19 protein-coding genes are annotated in these 23004 nt (G+C 30.9%); 7 read left to right on the forward strand and 12 right to left on the reverse strand.

All coding sequences use genetic code 11. The annotated features are described in order from the left end of the window. The first annotated feature begins 29 nt into the window (after window positions 1-29). On the forward strand, window positions 30-464 hold the full coding sequence (locus tag ACQY1Q_RS00465) for a VOC family protein (RefSeq protein ID WP_431003309.1): 435 nt from the start codon (window positions 30-32) through the stop codon (window positions 462-464). Further along, window positions 464-1051, forward strand: coding sequence for a YdeI/OmpD-associated family protein (locus ACQY1Q_RS00470; protein ID WP_431003310.1), 588 nt, complete (start codon window positions 464-466; stop codon window positions 1049-1051). The genes ACQY1Q_RS00465 and ACQY1Q_RS00470 overlap by 1 nt, the downstream gene beginning before the upstream one ends. A gap of 4 nt (window positions 1052-1055) precedes the next feature. On the opposite strand, the gene ACQY1Q_RS00475 is transcribed toward ACQY1Q_RS00470, so the two are convergent. Beyond that, the gene (locus tag ACQY1Q_RS00475; protein WP_431003311.1) at window positions 1056-1490 is read right to left on the reverse strand and encodes a helix-turn-helix domain-containing protein; all 435 of its coding nucleotides are present in this window, start codon (window positions 1488-1490) and stop codon (window positions 1056-1058) included. A gap of 770 nt (window positions 1491-2260) precedes the next feature. Here ACQY1Q_RS00475 and ACQY1Q_RS00480 point away from each other — a divergent pair. Then, entirely contained in the window at window positions 2261-3445 is a 1185-nt protein-coding gene (locus tag ACQY1Q_RS00480) for a hypothetical protein (RefSeq protein WP_431003312.1), read from the forward strand. A 148-nt stretch (window positions 3446-3593) separates the two neighbouring features. Here the strand turns inward: ACQY1Q_RS00480 and purL are convergent, their stop codons facing one another. Together purL and ACQY1Q_RS00490 are read right to left on the reverse strand one after the other, a co-directional pair. After that, complete coding sequence (gene purL / locus ACQY1Q_RS00485; protein WP_431003313.1) at window positions 3594-7265, reverse strand: phosphoribosylformylglycinamidine synthase; 3672 nt, start codon at window positions 7263-7265, stop codon at window positions 3594-3596. An 84-nt stretch (window positions 7266-7349) separates the two neighbouring features. Next, on the reverse strand, window positions 7350-8159 hold the full coding sequence (locus tag ACQY1Q_RS00490) for a carboxypeptidase-like regulatory domain-containing protein (protein WP_431003314.1): 810 nt from the start codon (window positions 8157-8159) through the stop codon (window positions 7350-7352). A 369-nt stretch (window positions 8160-8528) separates the two neighbouring features. On the opposite strand from ACQY1Q_RS00490, the gene ACQY1Q_RS00495 reads away from it, so the two are divergent. Beyond that, window positions 8529-10238 carry a thiol-activated cytolysin family protein gene (locus ACQY1Q_RS00495; RefSeq protein ID WP_431003315.1) on the forward strand — a complete coding sequence of 570 codons (1710 nt, stop codon included), beginning with the start codon at window positions 8529-8531 and terminating at the stop codon, window positions 10236-10238. An 83-nt stretch (window positions 10239-10321) separates the two neighbouring features. Here ACQY1Q_RS00495 and ACQY1Q_RS00500 read toward each other — a convergent pair whose 3' ends face one another. From ACQY1Q_RS00500 to ACQY1Q_RS00525, 6 genes are all read right to left on the reverse strand, one after another. Then, the gene (locus ACQY1Q_RS00500; protein WP_431003316.1) at window positions 10322-10576 is read right to left on the reverse strand and encodes a hypothetical protein; all 255 of its coding nucleotides are present in this window, start codon (window positions 10574-10576) and stop codon (window positions 10322-10324) included. Between the two features lie 426 nt (window positions 10577-11002). After that, a complete protein-coding gene (locus tag ACQY1Q_RS00505; RefSeq protein WP_431003317.1) occupies window positions 11003-11374 on the reverse strand; it encodes a DUF4258 domain-containing protein in 372 nt (123 codons plus the stop codon). Window positions 11375-11494: 120 nt separating this feature from the next. After that, on the reverse strand, window positions 11495-12211 hold the full coding sequence (locus ACQY1Q_RS00510; protein WP_431003318.1) for a DUF6733 family protein: 717 nt from the start codon (window positions 12209-12211) through the stop codon (window positions 11495-11497). A 13-nt stretch (window positions 12212-12224) separates the two neighbouring features. Continuing rightward, complete coding sequence (locus tag ACQY1Q_RS00515) at window positions 12225-13004, reverse strand: enoyl-CoA hydratase-related protein (protein WP_431003319.1); 780 nt, start codon at window positions 13002-13004, stop codon at window positions 12225-12227. Between the two features lie 23 nt (window positions 13005-13027). Beyond that, window positions 13028-14341: a hypothetical protein gene (locus ACQY1Q_RS00520; protein WP_431003320.1), complete on the reverse strand. Its 1314-nt coding sequence runs from the start codon at window positions 14339-14341 to the stop codon at window positions 13028-13030. 4 nt (window positions 14342-14345) lie between these two features. Next, a complete protein-coding gene (locus ACQY1Q_RS00525; protein WP_431003321.1) occupies window positions 14346-15980 on the reverse strand; it encodes an AMP-binding protein in 1635 nt (544 codons plus the stop codon). A 175-nt stretch (window positions 15981-16155) separates the two neighbouring features. Here ACQY1Q_RS00525 and ACQY1Q_RS00530 point away from each other — a divergent pair, with 175 nt between their 5' ends. After that, entirely contained in the window at window positions 16156-16896 is a 741-nt protein-coding gene (locus ACQY1Q_RS00530) for a response regulator transcription factor (protein ID WP_431003322.1), read from the forward strand. After that, entirely contained in the window at window positions 16868-18364 is a 1497-nt protein-coding gene (locus tag ACQY1Q_RS00535) for an ATP-binding protein (RefSeq protein WP_431003323.1), read from the forward strand. Before ACQY1Q_RS00530 ends, ACQY1Q_RS00535 begins: the two co-directional genes overlap by 29 nt. 8 nt (window positions 18365-18372) lie before the next feature. Here the strand turns inward: ACQY1Q_RS00535 and ACQY1Q_RS00540 are convergent, their stop codons facing one another. From ACQY1Q_RS00540 to ACQY1Q_RS00550, 3 genes are read right to left on the reverse strand one after another with little or no spacing between them, the layout of a single operon-like run. Further along, on the reverse strand, window positions 18373-19572 hold the full coding sequence (locus ACQY1Q_RS00540; protein WP_431003324.1) for an alanine dehydrogenase: 1200 nt from the start codon (window positions 19570-19572) through the stop codon (window positions 18373-18375). After that, window positions 19572-19985 carry a tRNA (adenosine(37)-N6)-threonylcarbamoyltransferase complex ATPase subunit type 1 TsaE gene (tsaE, locus tag ACQY1Q_RS00545; RefSeq protein ID WP_431003325.1) on the reverse strand — a complete coding sequence of 138 codons (414 nt, stop codon included), beginning with the start codon at window positions 19983-19985 and terminating at the stop codon, window positions 19572-19574. The genes ACQY1Q_RS00540 and tsaE overlap by 1 nt, the downstream gene beginning before the upstream one ends. A gap of 43 nt (window positions 19986-20028) precedes the next feature. Then, the gene (locus tag ACQY1Q_RS00550) at window positions 20029-21576 is read right to left on the reverse strand and encodes a response regulator (RefSeq protein ID WP_431003326.1); all 1548 of its coding nucleotides are present in this window, start codon (window positions 21574-21576) and stop codon (window positions 20029-20031) included. Window positions 21577-21735: 159 nt separating this feature from the next. Between ACQY1Q_RS00550 and ACQY1Q_RS00555 the strand changes: the two genes are divergently transcribed. After that, complete coding sequence (locus ACQY1Q_RS00555) at window positions 21736-22959, forward strand: HD domain-containing protein (protein WP_431003511.1); 1224 nt, start codon at window positions 21736-21738, stop codon at window positions 22957-22959. The last annotated feature ends 45 nt before the right edge of the window (window positions 22960-23004 follow it).

Raw genomic sequence — 23004 nt, forward strand, 5'->3', positions numbered from 1 at the left:
TAAACTAAACTAAAAAGAATAAGAATAGCATGAAAACTAATACATACTTACATTTTAATGGAAATTGTGAAGAAGCAATGAACTACTATGCCGATATTTTAGGAGGTACTATAACCATGATGATGCAATTTAAAGAAGCACCGGAAGAAGTCCTTAAAAATATACCGGATTTTGCTAAAGAATTAATTATGCATTGCACATTAGAAGTAAGTGACGATATGGCTATTTTAGCTTCTGATTATTTAAATGCCGATGAAAAGTTTAATGCCGGAAATAACTTTGCCATAAGTTTAAATGCTGATGATGAAGATGAAGCATTATCTGTATTTAATGGATTAGCTGAAGGAGGTACCATATTAATGCCTTTTGAAGACGCCTTTTGGGGTGGTAAATTTGGGATGTTAAAAGATAAATTTGGTGTAAGCTGGATGATGTCATTGGAAGATGATAGTCAAATTTCATAATGAATACAGAAGTTACCCAATATATAACAACAAATAATACATGGACGCAAGAGTTATCGCTCTTGCGTTCTTCTTTATTAGAACTTTCTTTAGAAGAAACTATAAAATGGGGAAAACCAGCATATTTATATAAAGGAAAAAATATTTTAGGAATAGCAGCTTTTAAAGAATATGTATGTTTATGGTTTCATCAAGGAGTCTTTTTGAAAGATGAATACCAAGTATTGATAAATGCGCAAGAAGGAAAAACAAAAGCAATGCGCCAATGGAGATTTTATTCAATTCAAGATATAACTATTCTAATGGTTAAAGAATATGTGCTTGAAGCTATGAAAAATGCTGAAGAAGGAAAAGTGTTGAAACCTAAAAGGAATAATATTCCTATTGAATTACCTAAAGAATTACAAGAGAAATTTATAGAGAATAAACTTCTACAAGAAAAATTCGAGAACTTCTCATTAAGTAAAAAAAGAGAGTTTTCTGAATATATTACGGAAGCTAAACGAGAAGATACAAAGCAAAAACGTTTAGAAAAAATAATTCCATTAATACTAAATAGTATTGGATTACATGATAAATACAGGTAAGATGTTATTTATTATACTCATCAAAAGATCCGTCTTCATATAAAAGGATTACTTTTTTAATTTTTTTGGTTGAATTCAACCTCTCTGAGAATTGCATATTTGAAACAACATCGTCCTTCTGTTCTGTTTGCTCAAATAATGAAGGAGTAACTATATCTGTTTTTTTGAGCTGATACTCCTGAGTTGAATTGTTATTTTTTTCTACTGCATTATTTTTTTTAGGAAATGTACCTTCACCATTTAATAACCAATACAAATCTACTTCCGGAAATTTATCTACAATCTTTAGTACAAAGTCTAAACTTGGTTTATTTCTTCCAGACATTAAATGAGACATACTAGATCGTTGAACATCAATTGTATCAGCAAAAGTTGAAGATGTTAAATTGTAATGATCTAAAATAGTTTTTAAACGTAAAATGAAATTATCAAAATTCACAATTGTAAAATATATAATCAATACACAAATGTAACAAAATAAAATAGATTAACAAAATTGAATAGATTTATAAATAACACACAGTATAATTAAACTAAAACTTAAGATAGTGATTCTTAAATCACTTAAAAATAGGTATTTAATACTGTATTATAAAAATATCTTATAAATACAGCTGAAAAACTCGGTATTTAATTGGTTACAAATGTCAATAACATTTTTCGAATAAGGGTGTGTTTACAAATGTAATTAACACTGTTTTAAATGATATTCATATAGCTCGTCTAAATTACTTTACATGGGATAAGTAATAGGCTTTATTATACAGTAAACTATGAATGAGTGGTAAAAAGCAGGTAACATTTAATATATCAGTTGTTAAAACGAATTTTTTAATATTTTATAACACTTAATATACTAAATATCAGTATTTATAAATAGTATTAACTAAATGATTACTTAAATAGTGTAGAGCGTATGTAACAAACTATAATTACTGACAAAATAGTGCTAATTCTGACTGTGATACTGAGTATTATTACGTAAAAACTGGAAATTTCATAATTTACAAATGTAAATTTATTGATATTTTAAGGATTAGCTTTGATAAAATGGGGTAAGGCTGAATACAATATATTATTGTTTAAAAATATACATTAATAATTATCAAAAGTTAAGTTGTATAAAACTAAAATACTATAGTTTTGCCGTAAAGTACTCTTTGGCATTTTAATTGCAAAATACAAGTTATAATGAAACTATAACCATTTATGAAAAAAACTATACTATTATTATTATGTGCTTTAATTTATGCGTGTAGCAGTGTTAAATCAACACAGGAAGCTATTAATAAAGGAAATTATGATGAGGCCATAAACTTATCTTTAAAAAAATTAGTAAGCAATAAAACAAAGGAGAAAAATGAGCCTTATGTTATAATGTTACAAGATGCATTTAATAAAGCAACTTCGAGAGATTTATCAGAAATTGACTTTTTAAAAAAAGATGACAACCCTGAGAACTTAGAAAAAATATTCAACCTATATGTAGCATTGAATAATAGACAAGAAAGAATCAGACCTCTTTTACCTTTAAGAATCTTCTCTTCAGGAAAAAATGCTGCTTTCAATTTTAAAAATTATGACGATTTAATCATCAATTCAAAAAATGACTTTTCTGATTATTTATATGCTGAGGCTAAAAATATTTTTGGTTCAAAAAATAAACAAGATTACAGAAGAGTTTATAAGGACTTAGAATATTTAGATAGAATAAATCCTAATTATAAAGATGTAAGACAATTATTAGATGAAGCTCATGCTATTGGAACAGACTTTGTATTTGTATCAATGAAAAATAAAACAGATAAAGTTATTCCGAAAAGATTGGAAGAAGATCTATTAAATTTTGAAGCGTATCAACTTAATGATTTTTGGACAGTTTATCATAATAAAAAAGATAGAAGAGTTAATTACGATTTTACGCTTGAGCTGATTTTTAGAGATATCAAAATTTCTCCGGAACACATTTATGAAAAAGAATTTGTAAAAGAAAAACAAATAAAAGATGGTTATAAATATTTATTAGATAGTAATGGTAACCAGGTGAAAGATAGTTTAGGCAATAAAATTAAAGTAGATAAGTTTATAAAAGCTACGTGTCATTTTTATCAATTTACACAATCAAAATCTGTTCAGGTAACCGGCCAAGTTAGATTTGTAAATAACTACACAAAACAATTGGTAGAATCATTTCCATTACAAAGTGAATTTGTTTTTGAACATGTTTATGCTAACTATAAGGGGGATAAACGTGCTTTAGAAAAGCAGTATATAGATTTATTAGGGTACCGTTCGGTTCCTTTTCCTAGTAATGAACAAATGATTTATGATGTTGGTAAAGATGTAAAAGAAAAGCTTAAAGCTATTATAACCAGAAATAAATTTAGAAATTAATAAGGAAAAATTTCAATAAAAAAATAAGGCACGCAAAAGCGTGCCTTTTTAATATTATTAATCTAAAACCCTTCTAAAACAGACTAATATTATTAATCTGCAAAGGTATTATTAAATTTTAAATAGTTTTGTAACATTTGTTACAAAACTATTTTTCAATATTTTCAATCCACTTTCTTGCATTAACAAAAGCTTCTAACCAAGGTGAAACTTCATCTTTTCTGTCTTGTGGATAGTAAGCCCAGTTCCATTGGAAAGTAGAACGCTCAATATGTGGCATCGTTACTAAATGACGCCCCGTTTTATCACATAGCATTGCCGTGTTATAATCTGAACCGTTTGGATTATTAGGATAGCCTTCATATCCATATTTAGCCACAATATTATACTTGTCTTCAGTTTCCGGTAAATTGAATTTTCCTTCTCCGTGAGAAATCCAAACTCCTAATTCAGTGCCAGCTAAACTAGATAACATTACTGAATTATTTTCTTGAACTTTTACAGACGTAAACGAACTTTCGTGCTTTTTAGATTCATTGTGTAACATCTTACCATGTTCACTATGTTCTGGATTAATTAATTCTAATTCCATAAACAACTGACATCCGTTACAAATACCAACAGAAAGTGTATCTTCTCTGTTAAAGAAATTTTTCAAAGCAGTATTCGCTTTTTCATTATATAAAAATGCTCCGGCCCATCCTTTAGCAGAACCTAAAACATCTGAATTAGAAAAACCTCCAACGGCTCCAATAAATTGAATATCTTCCAACGTTTCACGACCAGAAATTAAATCTGTCATGTGAACATCCTTCACATCAAAACCAGCCAAATACATAGCGTTTGCCATTTCACGTTCAGAGTTAGAACCTTTTTCACGAATAATAGCAGCTTTAGGTCTGTTAGTTACAGTACCCACAGTATCAATAAGCTTTCCTGTAAAATGAGTTGGAAATGTATATTGTAAAGGTTGGTTTTTATAGTTGTCAAAACGATCTTTAGCTAAACCATTAGCTGTTTGCTTTTGATCTAATAAATACGAAGTCTTATACCAAGTATCTCTTAATTCAGCAACCGATAAAGCAAAAACATCAGATCCGTTTTTAATATTTAATCGATCAGATTCAGTTACTGAACCTATTTTAAAGAATTCAATATTATTATCTGCTAAAGTTTGTTCAACAGAAGCATCTGTTGCTTGGAAAACAATTCCAGAGTTTTCAGCAAATAACAATTTGATACTATCAGCTTCGTTTAAAGCAGATAAATCTAAGTTTGCACCTACATTTACATTTGCAAAACATAATTCTAATAAAGTAGTAATCAATCCTCCTGATGCAACATCGTGACCAGCAACGATTTTTCCTTCCTTAATTAAACTCTGTAAAATAGTAAATGCTGATTTAAAGAACTCATTATTAGTAATCGTAGGAGCAGAGTTTCCTAATTTATTTACTACCTGTCCAAATGAACTTCCTCCTAATTTAAAATCATCTTGTGATAAGTTGATATAATAGATATCTCCTTTGTTTGCTTGTAAAACAGGCTCTACTACTTTTGTAATATCGTTACAGTTTGCAGCAGCAGAAATAACTACAGTACCCGGAGAAATTACTTCTTCATTTGGATATTTCTGTTTCATCGATAAAGAATCTTTTCCTGTTGGAACGTTGATTCCTAAATCGATAGAGAAATCAGAAACCGCTTTTACTGCTTTATATAAGCGAGCATCTTCACCTTCATTTTTACAAGGCCACATCCAGTTTGCCGATAATGAAACCGATTGTAAACCATCTTTTAAAGGAGCCCAAACAATATTTGTTAGAGCCTCAGCGATTGAATTTTTACTTCCAGCTTCAGGATCAATTAATCCAGAAATAGGAGAGTGTCCAATCGTAGTAGCAATACCTTCCTTACCTTTATAATCTAAGGCCATTACGCCAACATTGTTTAGTGGAATTTGTAAAGAACCAACACATTGTTGTTTTGCTACTTTTCCACCTACACAACGGTCAACTTTGTTAGTCAACCAATCTTTACAGGCAACAGCTTCTAATTGTAAAACTTGTGCTAAATACTGAGTAAAGTTTTCTTTAGAATACCCCACATCAGCATACTTACGATCAACTGTATGATCAGTCATAATCGTTTTTGGAGAACTACCAAACATGTCTTCTAAAGATAAATCCATTGGTTTGTTTCCGTTAGTTTTAGATTCAAAAGTAAAGCGGTGATCCCCAGTAACGTCACCTACAGTGTACATAGGTGAACGTTCACGTTCAGCAATCTTATTAAGGGTGTTTATATGTTTTTCAGCAATCACTAACCCCATACGTTCTTGAGATTCGTTTCCAATAATCTCTTTATCAGATAGCGTAGGGTCTCCAACTGGTAATTTATCTAAATCGATTTTTCCACCCGTATCTTCTACTAATTCTGATAAACAGTTTAAGTGCCCACCAGCTCCATGATCATGAATAGAAATGATAAAATTCTCATCACTCTCTACCATACCACGAACCGCGTTGGCAGCACGTTTTTGCATTTCAGGATTTGAACGTTGTACTGCATTTAATTCAATTCCTGTTGAAAATTCTCCGGTATCAGCAGAAGAAACCGCAGCTCCTCCCATACCAATACGGTAGTTTTCACCCCCTAGAATTACTATTTTATCTCCTTCTTGTGGTTTATCTTTTATGGCTTGGTCTTTTTTACCATACCCAATACCACCTGCTTGCATGATTACTTTATCAAAACCAAGTTTACGAGCATCTTCTTCATGCTCAAAAGTAAGAACAGAACCACAGATTAAGGGTTGGCCAAATTTATTACCAAAATCAGAAGCTCCGTTAGAAGCTTTGATTAAGATATCCATAGGCGTTTGGTATAACCATTTACGCTCATTCATTCCTTTTTCCCAAGGACGATTCTCTTCTAAACGAGAATATGAAGTCATATAAACAGCAGTACCTGCTAATGGTAACGATCCTTTACCTCCAGCTAATCTGTCACGAATTTCACCTCCTGAACCGGTTGCAGCACCATTGAAAGGCTCAACCGTAGTAGGGAAGTTGTGTGTTTCTGCTTTTAAAGAGATAACAGATTCAAATTCTTTTGTTTCGTAAAAATCTGGTTTGTCTGCACTTTTAGGAGCGAATTGTTCCACTTTTGGTCCTTGAATAAAAGCTACATTGTCTTTATAAGCAGATACAATATCGTTAGGATTCTTTGCAGACGTTTCTTTAATTAATTTGAATAAAGAAGTAGGCATTTCTTCACCATCAATAACAAAAGTTCCGTTGAAAATTTTATGACGACAGTGCTCTGAATTTACTTGAGAGAATCCAAATACTTCAGAATCTGTTAATTTTCTACCAATTTTAGTAGCTACTTCTTCTAAATAAGTAATTTCTTCTTCGCTTAAAGCCAATCCTTCTTGCTCATTATAAGCAGCAATATCCTCAATTACTAAAATAGGTTCCGGTTGAATATTGATTGTAAAAGTCTCTTGGTTTAATCCGTTAAACTTTTGAGAAATCATAGGGTCAAAGCCAGAAAAATCATCAGCAACGGCTTCAAATTCTTCTATTCTGATTATACCGGAAATCCCCATGTTTTGGGTAATTTCAACAGCGTTGGTACTCCAAGGAGTAATCATTGCTGCTCTAGGGCCAACAAAAAAGGCGTCAAGAGACGCCGCATTTATTTTCGGTTGGTTGCCAAATAACCATGTTAATTTCGAAATTGTTTCAGATGTTAATTCTTCTGTTGTTTGAACAGCAAATACTTTACTGCTTACGTTTCCAAAGAAATGAATCATTATAGTTGTGTTTGTGTGTGTTTTTGAAAGGTGTAAATTTAGTTTTTTTACCCGAATTAGAAGCATAAAAAAAGCAGTAAAATTTTACTGCCCTATTTCTGTTTTTTCCGGTATTCTATTACGTTCTATTTTACCTTTTTTGAGTGCTTTATAATTTTCATAACAATTCAAAACGGCTTCTATTAGTTGTAAATCACTGGCTTTTTTAATGAAATATTCAGAATAGTCACAGTCAGATAATAACTTGTTTAATTCAGCTCTGTCCATTTCAAGATATTCCATCATAACTTCTCTATCAAATTTACCGGCTAACATTTTGCGTAAATCATCTTCTTTTTTAAGTTTTTGAAGCTTTTGAAGTTGCCTTGGTTTTTTTCCGAATAAATTGTAAACTAAATCTACAGGGTTAAGTAATTTAGCTATTGGCGAAGCTATTTTTTGAGGACGTCCTACTTCATAAGTTTGTGGTAGTCCGTTAATATGTATTCTGGTAAATCTATCTTTTGGAACTTGTTTCACATCTACTTCTAAAACACCAATTAATTTTGTTGATTTAATAATAATCTCTTTAATTTCCTCCGGTTTTTCTGTTAAAGAAATTTCTACTTCATTACCTTTTAAAAGGTCATTGGTAATCTTAAGCTTTATAGATGAATATCCTAAAAATGAAACTAATACTGTGTCATTTGCTTTAGCACTTAATTCAAATAAACCTTGTTCATTAGTTATAGTACCAACAACAGTATTAAGATTTAAAATATGGGCAGCACTTAAAGGTTTTTTAGATTCGTTATCTACAATTTGTCCTTTTAAGCTACTTTCCTTATCATTTTGAGCTGTTGCTATCAGTGAAAAAAACATAATAACAACGGCAATTATATGTCTGTTTTGCATATTGCGAAAATAAGAATAAAAGCTATTGGTTTAGTTAATAATCTGTGAATATTAGCGATAATAAAAAAAAGATATTTTTAAGAGTATATAATTTTAAAAGCCTTCTTATATAGCAATACATAGTAAAACATAAAGTACCATGCGCAGGTACTGTTTTACTACCGGCTATATATTGTAAGCTGCATTAAATGTAGTATCTGTAACATCTTAAACACATATTTAATTACTGATCAGGTGTGATATTATTGATGTTATTCTTTAAGTTTTAACCAACAATTTAATGTTTCTATCATAAAACATAGAAAATAGGAACTTGCATGTATAGGCATGCGAAAAAATTAATTATTCATTATTAATAAAAACTAAAAAATGAAATACCCTTCAATACTAATTAGTAGTATTTTGCTACTAATCATTTCATGTCAAAATGACGAAATTGCGCGAGAAATTTCCCCAACTACTAAACAAGTAGCGCAATTTATAAATCAAGATATACCAGATGGTATTACTGATATACAAATAAAAGAAGCTGAAAAAGGTTTGAGTGCCAGAGGAGAGGCTGTAGAAGAAAATTGTGTTGATACTAAAGTTTCTTTCAACCAAACAGATTCAGATTTTTTTATTTTAGATGCTAATAGCTCTTTATTATGGCCGGGAAATTTAGTGGCTTCCAGGTCAATTCAAGAAGGAGCACCTGTATCTATACCTATATCAGAAACAGATAGAAATTCAGTAGAGGTAAGAGTTAATGTTTTATCAGGAACATCAGCTCCTACATCAAAAACAATAGAAGCACCAACCCCTGGGAAAGTTCAGGATAATTTGAATGCTATTTTAAATGCTTATTATAAAAGTGATGCTAAATTTCCGGCTAGTTTTGATATATCTATTCAACGAATTTATGATGAAAAACAGTTTCAATTATCATTAAATGCAGGATATTCAGGACCAAGTGTTAGTGTAGCCGGAAGCTTTGGATTAGATTTTTCAAAGCAAAAAACTAGATATGCAGTAACATTAAAACAGCGTTTCTTTACTGCTTCTGTAGCGCCTAAAGAAGGTATTATTGGTGTTAACGGGTGGTTAGATAAAGATGTAAATCCGGAAAGGTTAACTCCTTATGTTACAGATTATTTAAATGTAAGTGCAGACCAACAAAATCCTTCAGCTTATATAGAATCAGTTACTTATGGTAAGTTGTACACGCTTATATATGAGTCAACTAGTAGCTCATTAGAAGTAGAAGCGGCATTAAATTTTGCTTACAAATCAATAGGCACAAGTGTGAATGCAGAAATAAAGGCTAAATACAGCTCTATTTTTAACGAATCTTCTGTTAAAGTAAAACAGCTAGGAGGTAGTGCTACTTCAGGAATAGCTTCTTCATTAGCAGCTATGGCTAATAATTTAGATAAAGTTGTTGAGTTTTTAAAGGAAGGAGCAGAGGTGTCTATAGATAATCCTGGGTATCCTATTTCTTATAAGGTAAATTATACGTATGATAACAGACCTTTTAAAGTAACTTCTAATTTAGAATATATTAAAAGAGATTGTGATTTGGTGTATTATGATAACATTAGAGTAGATCCTACGAATGTTGCTTTATACGGAAGTGATCATGGAACTAGCGGGGCAGAACTTTTTGGTAGATTTTATGTAGAAAAATATGATAGAGAGTTAGGAACTTGGTATCAAACAGGACGTAAAATTTACTGGGGTTATGGTATTGATAGCTATGTTGGAAGAGATTATTATCGATTTGGTGAAAAGCGATCAGTTGCAGATGGACAAGTCGTTGATTTTAAAGCAAAAGCTCGTATTGGAGAACGCTTTAGAATAGTATCTGTAGTAGGTGAATGTGATTCAGGATGTTATGTGTATACAGATGGAACTATGAGTTCAAATGAATACGAGTATAATGCTACTGTAAAAAAATGGGTAGATTATACTAAGCGTAATCCGTATGTTGATGATTATTCAGTAGGAGGCAGTTTTAATGACAGAACTTGGAACGGAGTTAAAACTATTGTTCAAGGAGATACTTGTTATTTAGACTATGATACTTATATTCTTCAATAAGTAATAATCAAAAAACCATCAATAATTTTATTGATGGTTTTCTTTTTTGTTAATATAATTCAATAGAAGAGACAATGTGGTTTTTATTCAAAACCGTTAAATTCATTTCTAATGAAACCTCTCACTATTTTTTTTAGATCATCTGGGCAATGTTCATTGGGATAAATCATTCTTACTATTTTTTGATCTCTAATAGTATGATTCCATTGAACTAATTCTTTGATTTTTTTAGAATCAATTCTATACTTATTCTCCCTTAAATAATTTTTAATGTTGTTTTCCAGTAAAGCAATCTTACTATCAAACTCATTCATTTTTAAAATGCTGTTAAATGTCATATTCTCTGGAAATGTTTTAAAGTTAAAAATTTGATACAAAGAACACTAGGGGGAATTCTAATATATAAGCAAATATATCTTTTATTGTTTTAAATAAAAATACTCAATATTACTAGTTGATCTATCAGGGTTAACCCTTAATTGAATAGGTAATACCCCTTAAATCATTTGCTTAAGCTATAAAAATATAAAATAAAATGAGAAAAAGCTCCTAATGGGAGCTTTTTCTGTATCAAGGGGAAACTTTATACTTAAAGGGGAATCTTATTTTCTTGTTTCTGATAGTAAAATTACTATTGATTTTCGCTTGAAAAATTAAATATCGTTGGTTTGAAATTTTTTAACGGTGAATAGACTTATATGTAGGATTAATAAAAAAGCTATGAAAATAATTCATAGCTTTTTTTATTATATATAAAAAGAAATTTACTTTACATGAATTTCTTTAATAGTAGCTGTAGAATCACAACGAATAACATATAAACTAATATGTTGTAAGCTATCTTTTCCTGTGATAAAATATTCTGCACAAGGCTTTGTTCTAGGTTTACTTTTACCAAAGTCAACATCACCATGCTTCAATATAGAAGAAATTAGCGAGGTATCAATTTTTTTAGTAACTAATACTTCTTTAGCTTCTTCAGAAAAAATACGTTCTTTTGTTCGGATTGACTTTAACGTTCGGGCATCCATACCATAATCGAAAGTAACATTTTTATTTTTCCAAAAATAAAGTACACCAACAGATCCCAAAGCTACCCCTATTAAATAATATCCTACACGTTTTAGTAATTGCATAATTTTATATTTCAGGTGCAAAAGTAGAAATAAATATACTGTTTTGCTAAAAAAAGAAAACCAAAGAAAGCTTGTTTTCTCCGGTTTTCTAAAAACTTCTAATAATGATTAAAATGAAAATTATATAGGTATAAATGCTTGAATTTTATAAAATTCTTTAGAATTTAAATTATCTCCGGATACATTTGGTCCTGCAGCAAATCTAAACCATACTCCATTGTTAAGCGTTGTTTTAATATAAGCTCCTAAAAATTGATAAAGCGTTTTTGTGTCACCGGCATCGGCTCTGGTTTGTCCTAAATGCTCATAAAATGCCCCAAAAGATAAGTGATCGTTAACTTTATAACCGGGAATTACCCAGTTTAATAACAAATCTTGAGAATTACCTTCACCTCTTAGACTTTTATAGTAGGCTGTATAAGCTTCAAACTCAAACTTACCGGAATTATATACCATAAATAAACTAGGAATAATACTTTCGGCAATTTTAGTTTCTTGTGCTCCTGATAAAAGTTTACCGTGCCCAAAACCTAAACTAGGGTTTAAATACAATTTATTATTAGCCAAAGAGTACCCTAAACCAACACCGGTTTCTAGGAATAAATCTTTCCCTTGATTACCAAAAGAAGGGTTTACCCAAAAAACACTATAAAAGGTTAGATTTTTCTTAGGTTTAAGCTCATGAGAACCTAAAAAAACATTATTAAATCCGGCGCCACTATTATGAATTGGCATAATGGCAAAAGAAGTTTTTCCTTTTTTTCCTTCCTCTTGAGCTTGTACAGCAAAAGAAATTAATAATAGATATAGGATATAAATTAATCTGATTTTTTTCATGATTGATATAGGTTTAGTTTTTTAATTGGTACATTGAGTTAAAGTTTGCAGATCGTTTTTCAAGGAAAGCGTTCATGCCTTCTTTTTGATCTTTGGTATTGAAAAGAGAATGAAAAATCCTTCGTTCAAAAACAATCCCATCTTTCAGGCTACATTCTAAAGATTGGTTGATGGATTCTTTTGAAGCTATTAAGGCTGTCTTGGAGTAGTTAGCTAAATCTTTAGCATATTTGATAACATTGGTTAAAAAATTTGTTTGTGGAAATATTTTAGAAACCAATCCTATTTTTTCTGCTTCTTCAACCTCTATATTTCTGCCGGAAAGAATTAGTTCCATCGCTTTTGATTTTCCAACTAAGGAGGTAAGTCGCTGGGTACCGCCAATTCCGGGGATAACTCCTAATTTAATTTCAGGTTGCCCAAAAACAGCGGTTTCTGAAGCTAAAATAATGTCACACATCATAGCTAATTCACAACCTCCACCCAAAGCGTATCCTGAAACGGCGGCAATAACAGGTGTTTTTATTTTTGAAAAAACTTCCCAATACCCAAAGTAATCTTCTTCAAACATTTGAGAAAAATTTTTACTCGCCATTTCTTTAATATCAGCTCCGGCGCAAAAAACATTTTCACTTCCTGTAATGACAATGCAACCTACACTTGGTGATTGATCATATTTTTTTAATTTAGAAATCAGCTCATACATGGTTTCAGAATTGAGTGCATTCAGAGCACTAGGGCGGTTTAATTTGGCAATGACAACCCTGTCTATTTGTTCAAATAGTACATTCATTATTTATTATGTTTAATTGATTATTATGAATCCCAGATAGCTCCATAAGCAGGAATTCCTCTATACTCCATATTATGAACAACTTTCTTAGTAAGACTTTGGTTAGAAATACAAATCACAGCCTCAGCATTAAAATCGGAATAAGCTTGGTAAGCAAGTTTGACTAAATCGGGCTTACCATCAGCATCCGTATCCCAAATAATAGCATTTGGCTGTACTTTTTTTATCTCATTAACTAAATTGGTTCCGTAGGTTTTTTCCGGGTTTCTTGTTGCCCATACTAAAACTGAAGGAGTTTCATTGAGTAATAGGTGAGGTAAACAAGGGCCAATGCCACTACCGGTAGCAACCCATATTACTTTATTGAATAACTTGTCAACATTACCAACACCTGCGGTAGGAATTCCTTTAACCCATATTTTTTCAGGCTTTTCAGAAATAAATTTTCCGGTCCAATCTCCCGCACGAGAAATTGTTAATCGGAATCCATCTTTTTTCGGACTCGGAACATTAGCAAATGAGTGCCATTCTAATAAGGGACGAGTGCTCAATGCGGTTGAAGAACCAGCAAAAGGCGTTACCCCATAGTTAAAAGAAGTTAAGGCAACATGATTTGAAGGTTTAACAATATCAATAGCTACTTTTTTTAATCGTAACCAAGGTAAAACAACACTAATTGTTATGGTCATCAATATCCAAAAGTCAACACTATACACAATAGACACTTGTTCATTTTTAAGACCGATAAATAAGAACATTTGCACCCAAAAGAGCAGTAAAACCGTCCAACCACCTAATCGATGAGTCAGCTCAAATTGATTATGGTACTTTGCTCTCATTTTAGGCAAAGCCATTAGAACGATTATGAAAAGTAGTGCCAATATAAATACGGGTATAACCATTATTTCAGTACTCACACCAGGTAATGAATTGGTATAATGATAATATAATGAAGCCACAAAAACTAAATACCATAAAGTCCCCATTGTGGTACTGGCACTGTGAATTCCTCCAAAATGATACACTTTAGCGGCAATTCTTCTAATAAACAAAGGCCAATTTTTAGGTACGCTGGTAGCTATTGTAAACAATAGGTTAATAATGTATTGTTGTCTGATTAAAATACCTATTGCAAAATTGATTAAAACAACTAGAGCTATATTATCAATGGCAATACCGTTTTTATGAAACCAATTCCAAGTTGTTGTTGCTTTTATAAAGATTATAATATTTACTACAGAAACTAAAATAAATAATCTGTGATAAGGTATGAATAAAGGGCTTTTACCTAATCTGTATAAAAAACTTTTTTTTGGCGGTAAAACTATATTTTCCATGATATTATTTGATTAAGGATTCTTTCAATTTTCTTTTATCAATTTTACCTCTTGATGTTTTTGGTAATTCTTCTAAAAAAACAAATTCATCAGGCAAATAGTAATACGGAAGATTTTCTTGTATGGCTTCTTGTATGCTTTGAAGTAAGGTTTCTTTATCATTACTAGAATGTAAGCTTACAAAAGCAACTAAATATGTTTGGTGTTTGAGTGTAACAGCTCTTTTAACATTGCTAAAACCTTCAATAATTTTTGAAATAGAATCAAGCTCTACTCTAAAGCCTTTAATTTTTACCTGATCATCAACTCTACCATAATGAATTAATTCACCAAATTCATTCCAACGTCCCAAATCCCCTGTATTAAACATTTTATTGCCATTGTTTAAAAAAGGATCATCAACATATTTTTTAGCGTTTAATTCTTCATTATTTACATATCCTTTGGTAACACAATCTCCGCCGGCCCACATAATACCGATTTCACCAATAGGAGTGGGAGAAAGGTCTTCATTTAAAACATAAACAGTATTGTTAGGAGTTGGCTTACCTATAGAGAGTTCACTGGCACCTGGTATACATTTTTTCATCGTATTTACTATCGTAGTTTCGGTAGGTCCGCATGAATTATAAAAAGTAGCTATTCTAGACCAAGTGTCAGCAAGAATAACAGGGCAAGGCTCACCGGCAACAGTTACGGTTTTAATTTGTTTACAATTCTCAGCATTAATGGTTGTTAAAATTGTAGGGGTAGCAATAATTACATGAGCTTTTTGAGCTGTTTCATTAATGTCTTTTCCTCGTATTAATAAGGTGCCTCCGTTACCTAAGCACCCCAGTATTTCCCAAGCAGCCATATCAAAAGAAATATTTAAGATTTGAGCTACTTTGGTACCGGGTTTAATATCAAGATTACCGGGAGCGTTGTATAAAATATTACATAAGTTTTTATGAGTTACTTGTACTCCGTTAGGTATTCCTGTAGTACCGGATGTAAATAAGATAAAACATGTTTTATCCGGATTACTGTTTTTATAATTAATGAGTTTTATATTGCCATAAAGATTTCTGTATATTTTTTTATGGAGCTCTTTATCTATAAAAACAGTTTTTTTAGATGAAGCAAAAGATAAATTATCCTTATAATCTGATAATGATAAAATAAGGGCTTGATTGCTTAACTCACTTATATGATTTAACATGTTTTCAGGAACAATTCTAGGGTCTTGTGGTACATAAGATGCTCCTAGCTTAAGAGTCGCTATTATTCCGGTTAATAAATAAATAGATCGATGAGTATACAATCCGATAGTATCACCGGATTTAATTCCTTTCTGTTTTAAAATAAGGGCTAAGATGGTTGCTTCGTTATCGAGCTCTTTATAGGTAATTTCCTGTCCGTTGAAACTCGCAGCGATGTTATTTGGGGTTTTAGATACCCAATACTCAAAAGCACTTAAAACATTACTAAATAAAGGAGTTGTTTGGCTTGCAAAGCCGTATTTAATAAAAAGATCTTGATCTCTTGGAGGTAGACTTTTAATAGCTTCTAAATTAATGGCTTTTTTTAAAAACTCTTCCTCACTTTTTGCATAGAATTCCAAAGGAATGGAATTGCTAGTTAAAGCTGATTTTTTCATAAAAGTAAATTGTTTAGTTAATACTCGTGATGTATTAAAAAAGCTGCAGCTATTTTTTAATGAAGTAAAGAACTTTGATATGTATCACAGAAATATCACAAAAAAATCATTTTTATATCACATGTAATTTTTTTAAGTTAGCCCAATTCTCCTAAAACCCTTGCTAGAGTAAACAATGAAGAAAGTACTTATAATAGAAGATGATATTTCAATAGCCGGTTTGTTAGAAATTCATTTAAAAGATTTAAACTATGTAATTGTTAAAGCTCATCAAGGTGATAAAGGGCTTGACCTAGCATTAAAAGAAAATTTTTCTCTGATAATTTTGGATATTACACTACCTAAAATTGATGGAATAGAGGTGTGTAAACAAATTCGCTTAGCTAAGCAAACACCTATAATTATGCTGACGGCTAAAACGGAAGAACTGGATAAAATTCTTAGTTTAGAGTTAGGGGCAGATGATTATATTACAAAACCATTTAGTGTTAGAGAGTTTATTGCAAGGGTAAAAGCTGTTACAAGAAGGTTTGATTCAACCTTTGACGCTAAAAAAATTCTGATAGCTAACAATGAATTAGAATTTCAAGAGTTATTTATTGACATTGATAAGAGAAAAGTAGTTTTAAGAAATGAAGAAATAAACTTATCTCCTAAAGAATTTGATTTACTTGTTTTAATGGCATCAAATCCGGGAAAAGTTTACAGTAGAGAGAAATTACTGGAATTAGTATGGGGGTACGATTTTGACGGGTATAGACATACCGTAAATTCACATATAAATAGATTGAGAGGAAAGTTGGAAGAAAACATGATAAAACCAAAATTTATATTAACTGCATGGGGGGTAGGGTATAAGTTTAATGAAGAACTAAAAATTCCCTCCCATGATGAAATGCAAAACGGTATCAAGTAAATTAATAGCAAAACTTGGAATTTCTTTTTTAGTAACCATTTTAATAATAGGAACCGTCTATATTTTACTTACATTTTTCTTTGTTAAAAAGTTTTATAGTCAAACTACACAAAGATTAAATGTGAATGTGGCGAATCATTTAATAGAAGAAAAATTTAAAAATACCTCTCCGTTTTTACAAGATGGTTCGGTAAATAAAAGTTTGTTTGATGATATAATGCATGATATGATGGCTGTTAACAGAGCCATAGAAGTGTATTTGTTAAATGAATCCGGAGAAATATTATATTCAGTTGTACTTGATCATTCTAATCCTAATAAACCATTAAAAAAGGTACGATTACAACCGATACAGCAATTTATACATAATAATCAAGAATATATTTTAGGAGATGACCCAAGAGAAGCGGGGAAAAAAAACATATTTTCTGCCGGATATTTTGAAAAAGACAACCACAAAGGTTATATCTATATTATACTTTCCAGCCAAAGTTATCAGCAAATATGTGACTCTTTATTTGAAGAGTATTTTACTAAATTAAGTATACAGTCAACCCTTTTAACCATGTTTTTCGCCTTATTAGTTGGCGGAGCAAGTATTTGGTTTTTAACTAAAAGTTTACGAATAATTATACATTATGTAAATAAGTTTAAAGAAGGAGATTTATGTAGTAGAATTCCTAATGCTCAGCAATCGGATTTGTCGGTTTTAGCCGTTACATATAATAATATGGCTCAAACGATTGCTGAAAATATTAAAGAAATAGAATCTATTAATAAATTCAGAAAAGAATTAATAGCCAATGTATCTCATGATTTAAGAACTCCGCTAACAGCTATAAGAGGCTACATTGAAACATTGAAAATGAAAGATGAAAGTATAAAAGTTGATGATAGAAATGAGTTTATGACAATTATTGAAAAAAGTGCCTGTTATTTATCTAATCTTGTAAACCATCTTTTTGAATATTCAAAGTTAGAAACCAAAGACATAGAGCTTAATGAAGAGCCTTTTTATATTTCAGATTTAATTTTTGATTTAAGAGCTCGGTATAAAATATTAGCAGAAGAAAAAAACATACAACTTTTAGTAACCGTTAAAAGTCCCATACCTCCGGTTATGGCTGATGTTGGATTGATTGAACGTGCTATTCAGAATATTTTAGACAATGCTATTAAGTTTACTCCGGTAGGAGGAAAAATAGTGATTTATGTGTCTAGTAAATTTGAAAAAGTATCTATAAAAATAAAAGATAACGGTCCTGGAATTCAAAAACAAAATCAGGAATTGATTTTTAACAGACACGTACAAAGAACAATAACTTATAAAGAAGAAGGTATTGGATTGGGATTAGCAATTGTTAAGAAAATAATGGAACTTCATAAAACAAATATAAAAGTAAAGAGCTTTATGAACAGGGGAAGTGTTTTTGAATTTGATCTACCCTGTTACCATATCAGTAATTAATCTGCTGTTTATAAAAACAGCAGATTAATATCTCTATATGGTAAATCAAACCATTCAGCAACGGTTCTGTTCGTTAAAATTCCATGGTAAAAGTACATTCCGTTTCTCAAGCTTTTATTAAATCGGGCAGCGTTTTCAAAACCACCTTCTTCAGCAATATCAAGTAAATAAGGTGTAAAAATATTACTGATAGATACAGAAGCCGTTCTGGCATATCTTGATGGAATATTTGGAACACAGTAATGAATAACACCATTTTCAATAAAAGTAGGATTACTGTGTGTAGTAACTTTAGAGGTTTCAAAACAACCACCTCTATCAATACTAACATCAACAATAACAGCACCGTCTTTCATTTGCTCAATCATTCTTTGGGTAACAACTACAGGAGATCGGTCTTCTCCTCGTAAAGCTCCAATAGCAATATCACATCGCATAAGTGCTTTAGCCAATGTTTTAGGCTGAATAGTAGACGTATAAATAGGAGCGTGAACACAGTTTTGTAATTTTCGTAAACGAGTGATAGAATTGTCAAAAACTTTAACTCTGGCACCAAGTCCTACAGCAGATTTTGTTGCAAATTCCCCTACAGTACCTGCTCCGATAATTACAATATCACTAGGCGGTACACCACCTATATTTCCTAATAATAAACCATTTCCTCCATTAGCATTGGTCATAAGTTCAGCAGCAATATGCATAGAAGCAATCCCTGCAATTTCACTTAAGGATTTTACAATAGGATACATGCCCAGTTCATCCTTAATATAATCAAAAGCAATAGCCGTAATTCTCTTTTTAGCTAAAGCTTCAAAATACTTTTTCTCTTGGGTTTTAAGCTGTAACGCAGAGATTAAAACTGCTTGCGGATTTAATAGCTTAATTTCACTTAAAGAAGGCGGTTCAACCTTTAAAACAATATTACAACCAAAAACTTCTTTAGTATCGTATGAAATTTTAGCTCCGGCATCAGAGTATTCTTTATCACTGTAATTAGCACCTTCGCCAGCACCATTTTCAATAACAATTCTATGACCATGAGCTACTAATGCTGAAACAGCATCCGGAGTTAAACTAATTCGTTTTTCTTCAAAGTGTGTTTCTTTGGGAAGTCCGATAAACAATTCTCCTTTTTGCTTTCTTACTTCAAGCATTTCCGGTTGTGGGATTAATTGTTCTTTAGTAAAAGGAGAAGATATAGCGCTCATTAGTTAGTTTTTAATTGAATATTACGTTGTCCGTTATTTAATAATAAAATTTCAATGGAAATAGCTTCTAAAGGTAATAAATTTTTTACATTTTCAGGCCATTCAATCAAACACCAATTGTTACTGTATAGATAGTCTTCCACACCCATGTCATAAGCTTCATTTTCATCTTTTATTCTATAAAAATCAAAATGGTAAACCGTTTCATTATCAGAAGTTTTATATTCATTTACTAACGAAAAAGTAGGAGAGCTGGCAACATCTTCAACTCCTAAAGTTTTACATATTTCTTTTATAAGAGTAGTTTTACCTACTCCCATTTCTCCATGAAAAAGCAAAACTTTACTACTGGCATTGTCAATTACCTTTTTAGCTATTAAAGGTAATTCGTTTAAAGAATAATTTTCATTCATAGGCGGCAAAAATAACCAACTTTATACAGGTATTAAAATTTAATTATTTAGGCGAATAAACGGCACAAGGAATAATCATTTCTTCCAAAGAAATTCCTCCGTGCTGATAGGTGTTTCTATAGTATTTTACAAAATGATTGTAGTTGTTAGGGTACGCAAAAAATAAATCTTCTTTGGTAAAAATAAAAGGACTATTAATTGTTACTGAAGGTAAAAAGATGTCTTTAGGATTTTTAACAGCATACACATCCTTATCTTCATACGTTAAACTTCTTCCTGTTTTATAACGCAGGTTAGAACTAATATTTTTATCACCAATAACCTTTGTTGGAGTTTTACAGTTAATAGTACCATGATCTGTGGTAATAATTAACTTTTGACCTAGTTTTTGTGCTTTTTGAATTATATCATACAGCGGAGAGTTTTTAAACCAACTTACAGTTAATGACCTGTAGGCCTTATCGTCTCCTGCTAGTTCTTTAATAACCTCCATTTCTGTTTTAGCATGCGATATCATATCTACAAAATTATAGACTACTACAGTTAAATCGTTTTGTTTTGTTGCATTGTAATTCTCAGCTAAATCTTTACCGTTTTTTAGCGAAATTATTTTATGAAATTCGTGTTGTAAGTTTAATCCCAAACGTTTTATATGAGAACTTAAAAACTCTGCTTCAAATAAGTTTTTTCCCCCTTCATCGGTATCATTCTTCCAATATTCAGGATACATTTTTTCCATTTCAGAAGGCATCAATCCAGAAAATATTGCATTACGAGCATATTGTGTTGCTGTAGGTAAAATACTATAATAAGAATGTTCTTCTTCTTTTTTATAGTAGTTATTTATAAAAGGTTCTAAAACTCGATACTGATCGTAGCGTAGATTATCAATAACGACCCATAAAACTCCCTGATCTTTACTAAGATTTGGAATTACATAATCTCTAAATAGCGTATGAGAAAAAGTAGGTTTATCATCACTGGTTAACCAATGTTGATAGTTCTTCTTAATAAACTTAAAGAATTGAGTATTCGCCTCTGTTTTTTGAGATTCTAAAATCTCTAACATTCCGGTATCGTTAATATTTTCAAGCTCTAATTCCCAATGAACTAATTTTTTATACATATCAACCCAGTCAGCATACGAATTTACCATGGCTAAGTCCATAGCAATTTTTCTAAATTCCTGTTGATAGTTAGATGTTGTTTTTTCAGAAACTAATCTTGAATTATCTAAGTTTTTCTTTAAACTTAATAGTATCTGATTCGGATTTACCGGCTTAATTAAATAATCGGCAATTTTAGAGCCGATAGCTTCTTCCATGATATACTCTTCTTCACTTTTAGTGATCATAACAACAGGAAGATTAGCATTGATTTGTTTAATAGAAGATAAGGTTTCTAAACCAGTTATTCCGGGCATATTTTCATCTAAAAAAACAATATCAAAGTTTTGCTCATTGACTAAATCAATGGCATCAGCCCCATTGGTACATGAAGTAACATTATAATTTTTTTGTTCTAAAAATAAAATATGTGGTTTTAATAAATCTATTTCGTCATCAACCCAAAGTATATCAATTTTTCGCATATAGTTTTTCTAATATTTGCTTAAATAAACGTTTAAAAATAGTTTTGTTGTATTAAATAAAGCTAAAAATACGTTAATAAATACAGTTGTTATTTGTTTTTGTAGATAAATTATAATTCTTTTGCTTAAAATTGAAGTCTTTAATCTATTTTGAATAAGATACAAACCAACAAACTAAAAATATTGAATGATCCTATTTATGGATTAATATCAATTCCCAATACCTTAATTTTTGATATCATAGAGCATCCTTATTTTCAAAGGTTGCGAAGAGTTACTCAAATGGGATTGTCTAATTTAGTCTATCCCGGAGCAAATCATACACGTTTTCATCATGCAATAGGCTGTATGCACTTAATGCAAAAAGCTATTCAAGTGCTACAATCAAAAAATGTACAAGTTTCTGAAGAAGAAACAACAGCAGCTTGTGTAGCCATTTTGTTACATGATATTGGTCATGGTGCTTTTTCTCATGCGTTAGAACATAGTATTGTAAATGGCATAGCACATGAAGAAATTTCATTAAAGTTCATGCAAGCCTTAAATAAAGAATTTGAAGGAAAATTAAGTTTAGCCATTCAAATTTTCGAAGGTAAATATCATAGAAAATTCCTATGTCAGCTTATATCAAGTCAGCTAGATATTGACCGATTAGATTATTTAAAAAGAGATAGTTTTTATACGGGGGTAGCTGAAGGAAATATCTCGTCTGATCGCTTAATAACTATGATGAATGTAGCAAATGATGAATTAGTAATTGAACAGAAAGGAATTTATTCTGTTGAAAAATTTATCATAGCAAGAAGGCTAATGTACTGGCAGGTATATTTACATAAAACAGGTTTAGTTGCAGAAAGTATATTGGTTAATGTATTAAAGAGAGCCAAAGAATTAGCGTCAAAAGGGGTAGAGCTTTTTGCTAGCAGAGCACTAAAATATTTCTTATACAATACGATTTCTAAAGAAAATTTCACAGAAGACACCTTAGAAACATTTTCTAAATTAGATGATTATGATGTATTGTCTGCCATAAAAGAATGGACAAATCACGAAGATCCTATTTTGTCAAACTTAGCAACTATGATTATTAATAGAGATTTGTTAAAGATTGAATTGCAGGATGTTCCTTTTTCTGAAAAGTATCAGGAAAAGATTAAAAAGAAAGTGCAAAAAGAATGGTCTCTTAAAGAAGAAGAGCTAGAATATTTTGTTTTTTCTAACACCATTAAAAACCAAGCGTATAATACAGATAAACCAATTGTAATTTATACTAAAAAAGGTAAATTAAAAGATATTGCTAAGGCTTCAGACCAATTAAATGTTCAAGTTTTAACCAAACCTGTGGTGAAATATTACTTGTGCTATCCTAAAATATTTGCTTAAAAGTAAACGAACTTTTCCTATTTGAAAGGGTAATTGAACAAAATT

It is taken from the genome of Tenacibaculum sp. TC6, assembly GCF_050606265.1.
GTDB lineage: Bacteria > Bacteroidota > Bacteroidia > Flavobacteriales > Flavobacteriaceae > Polaribacter.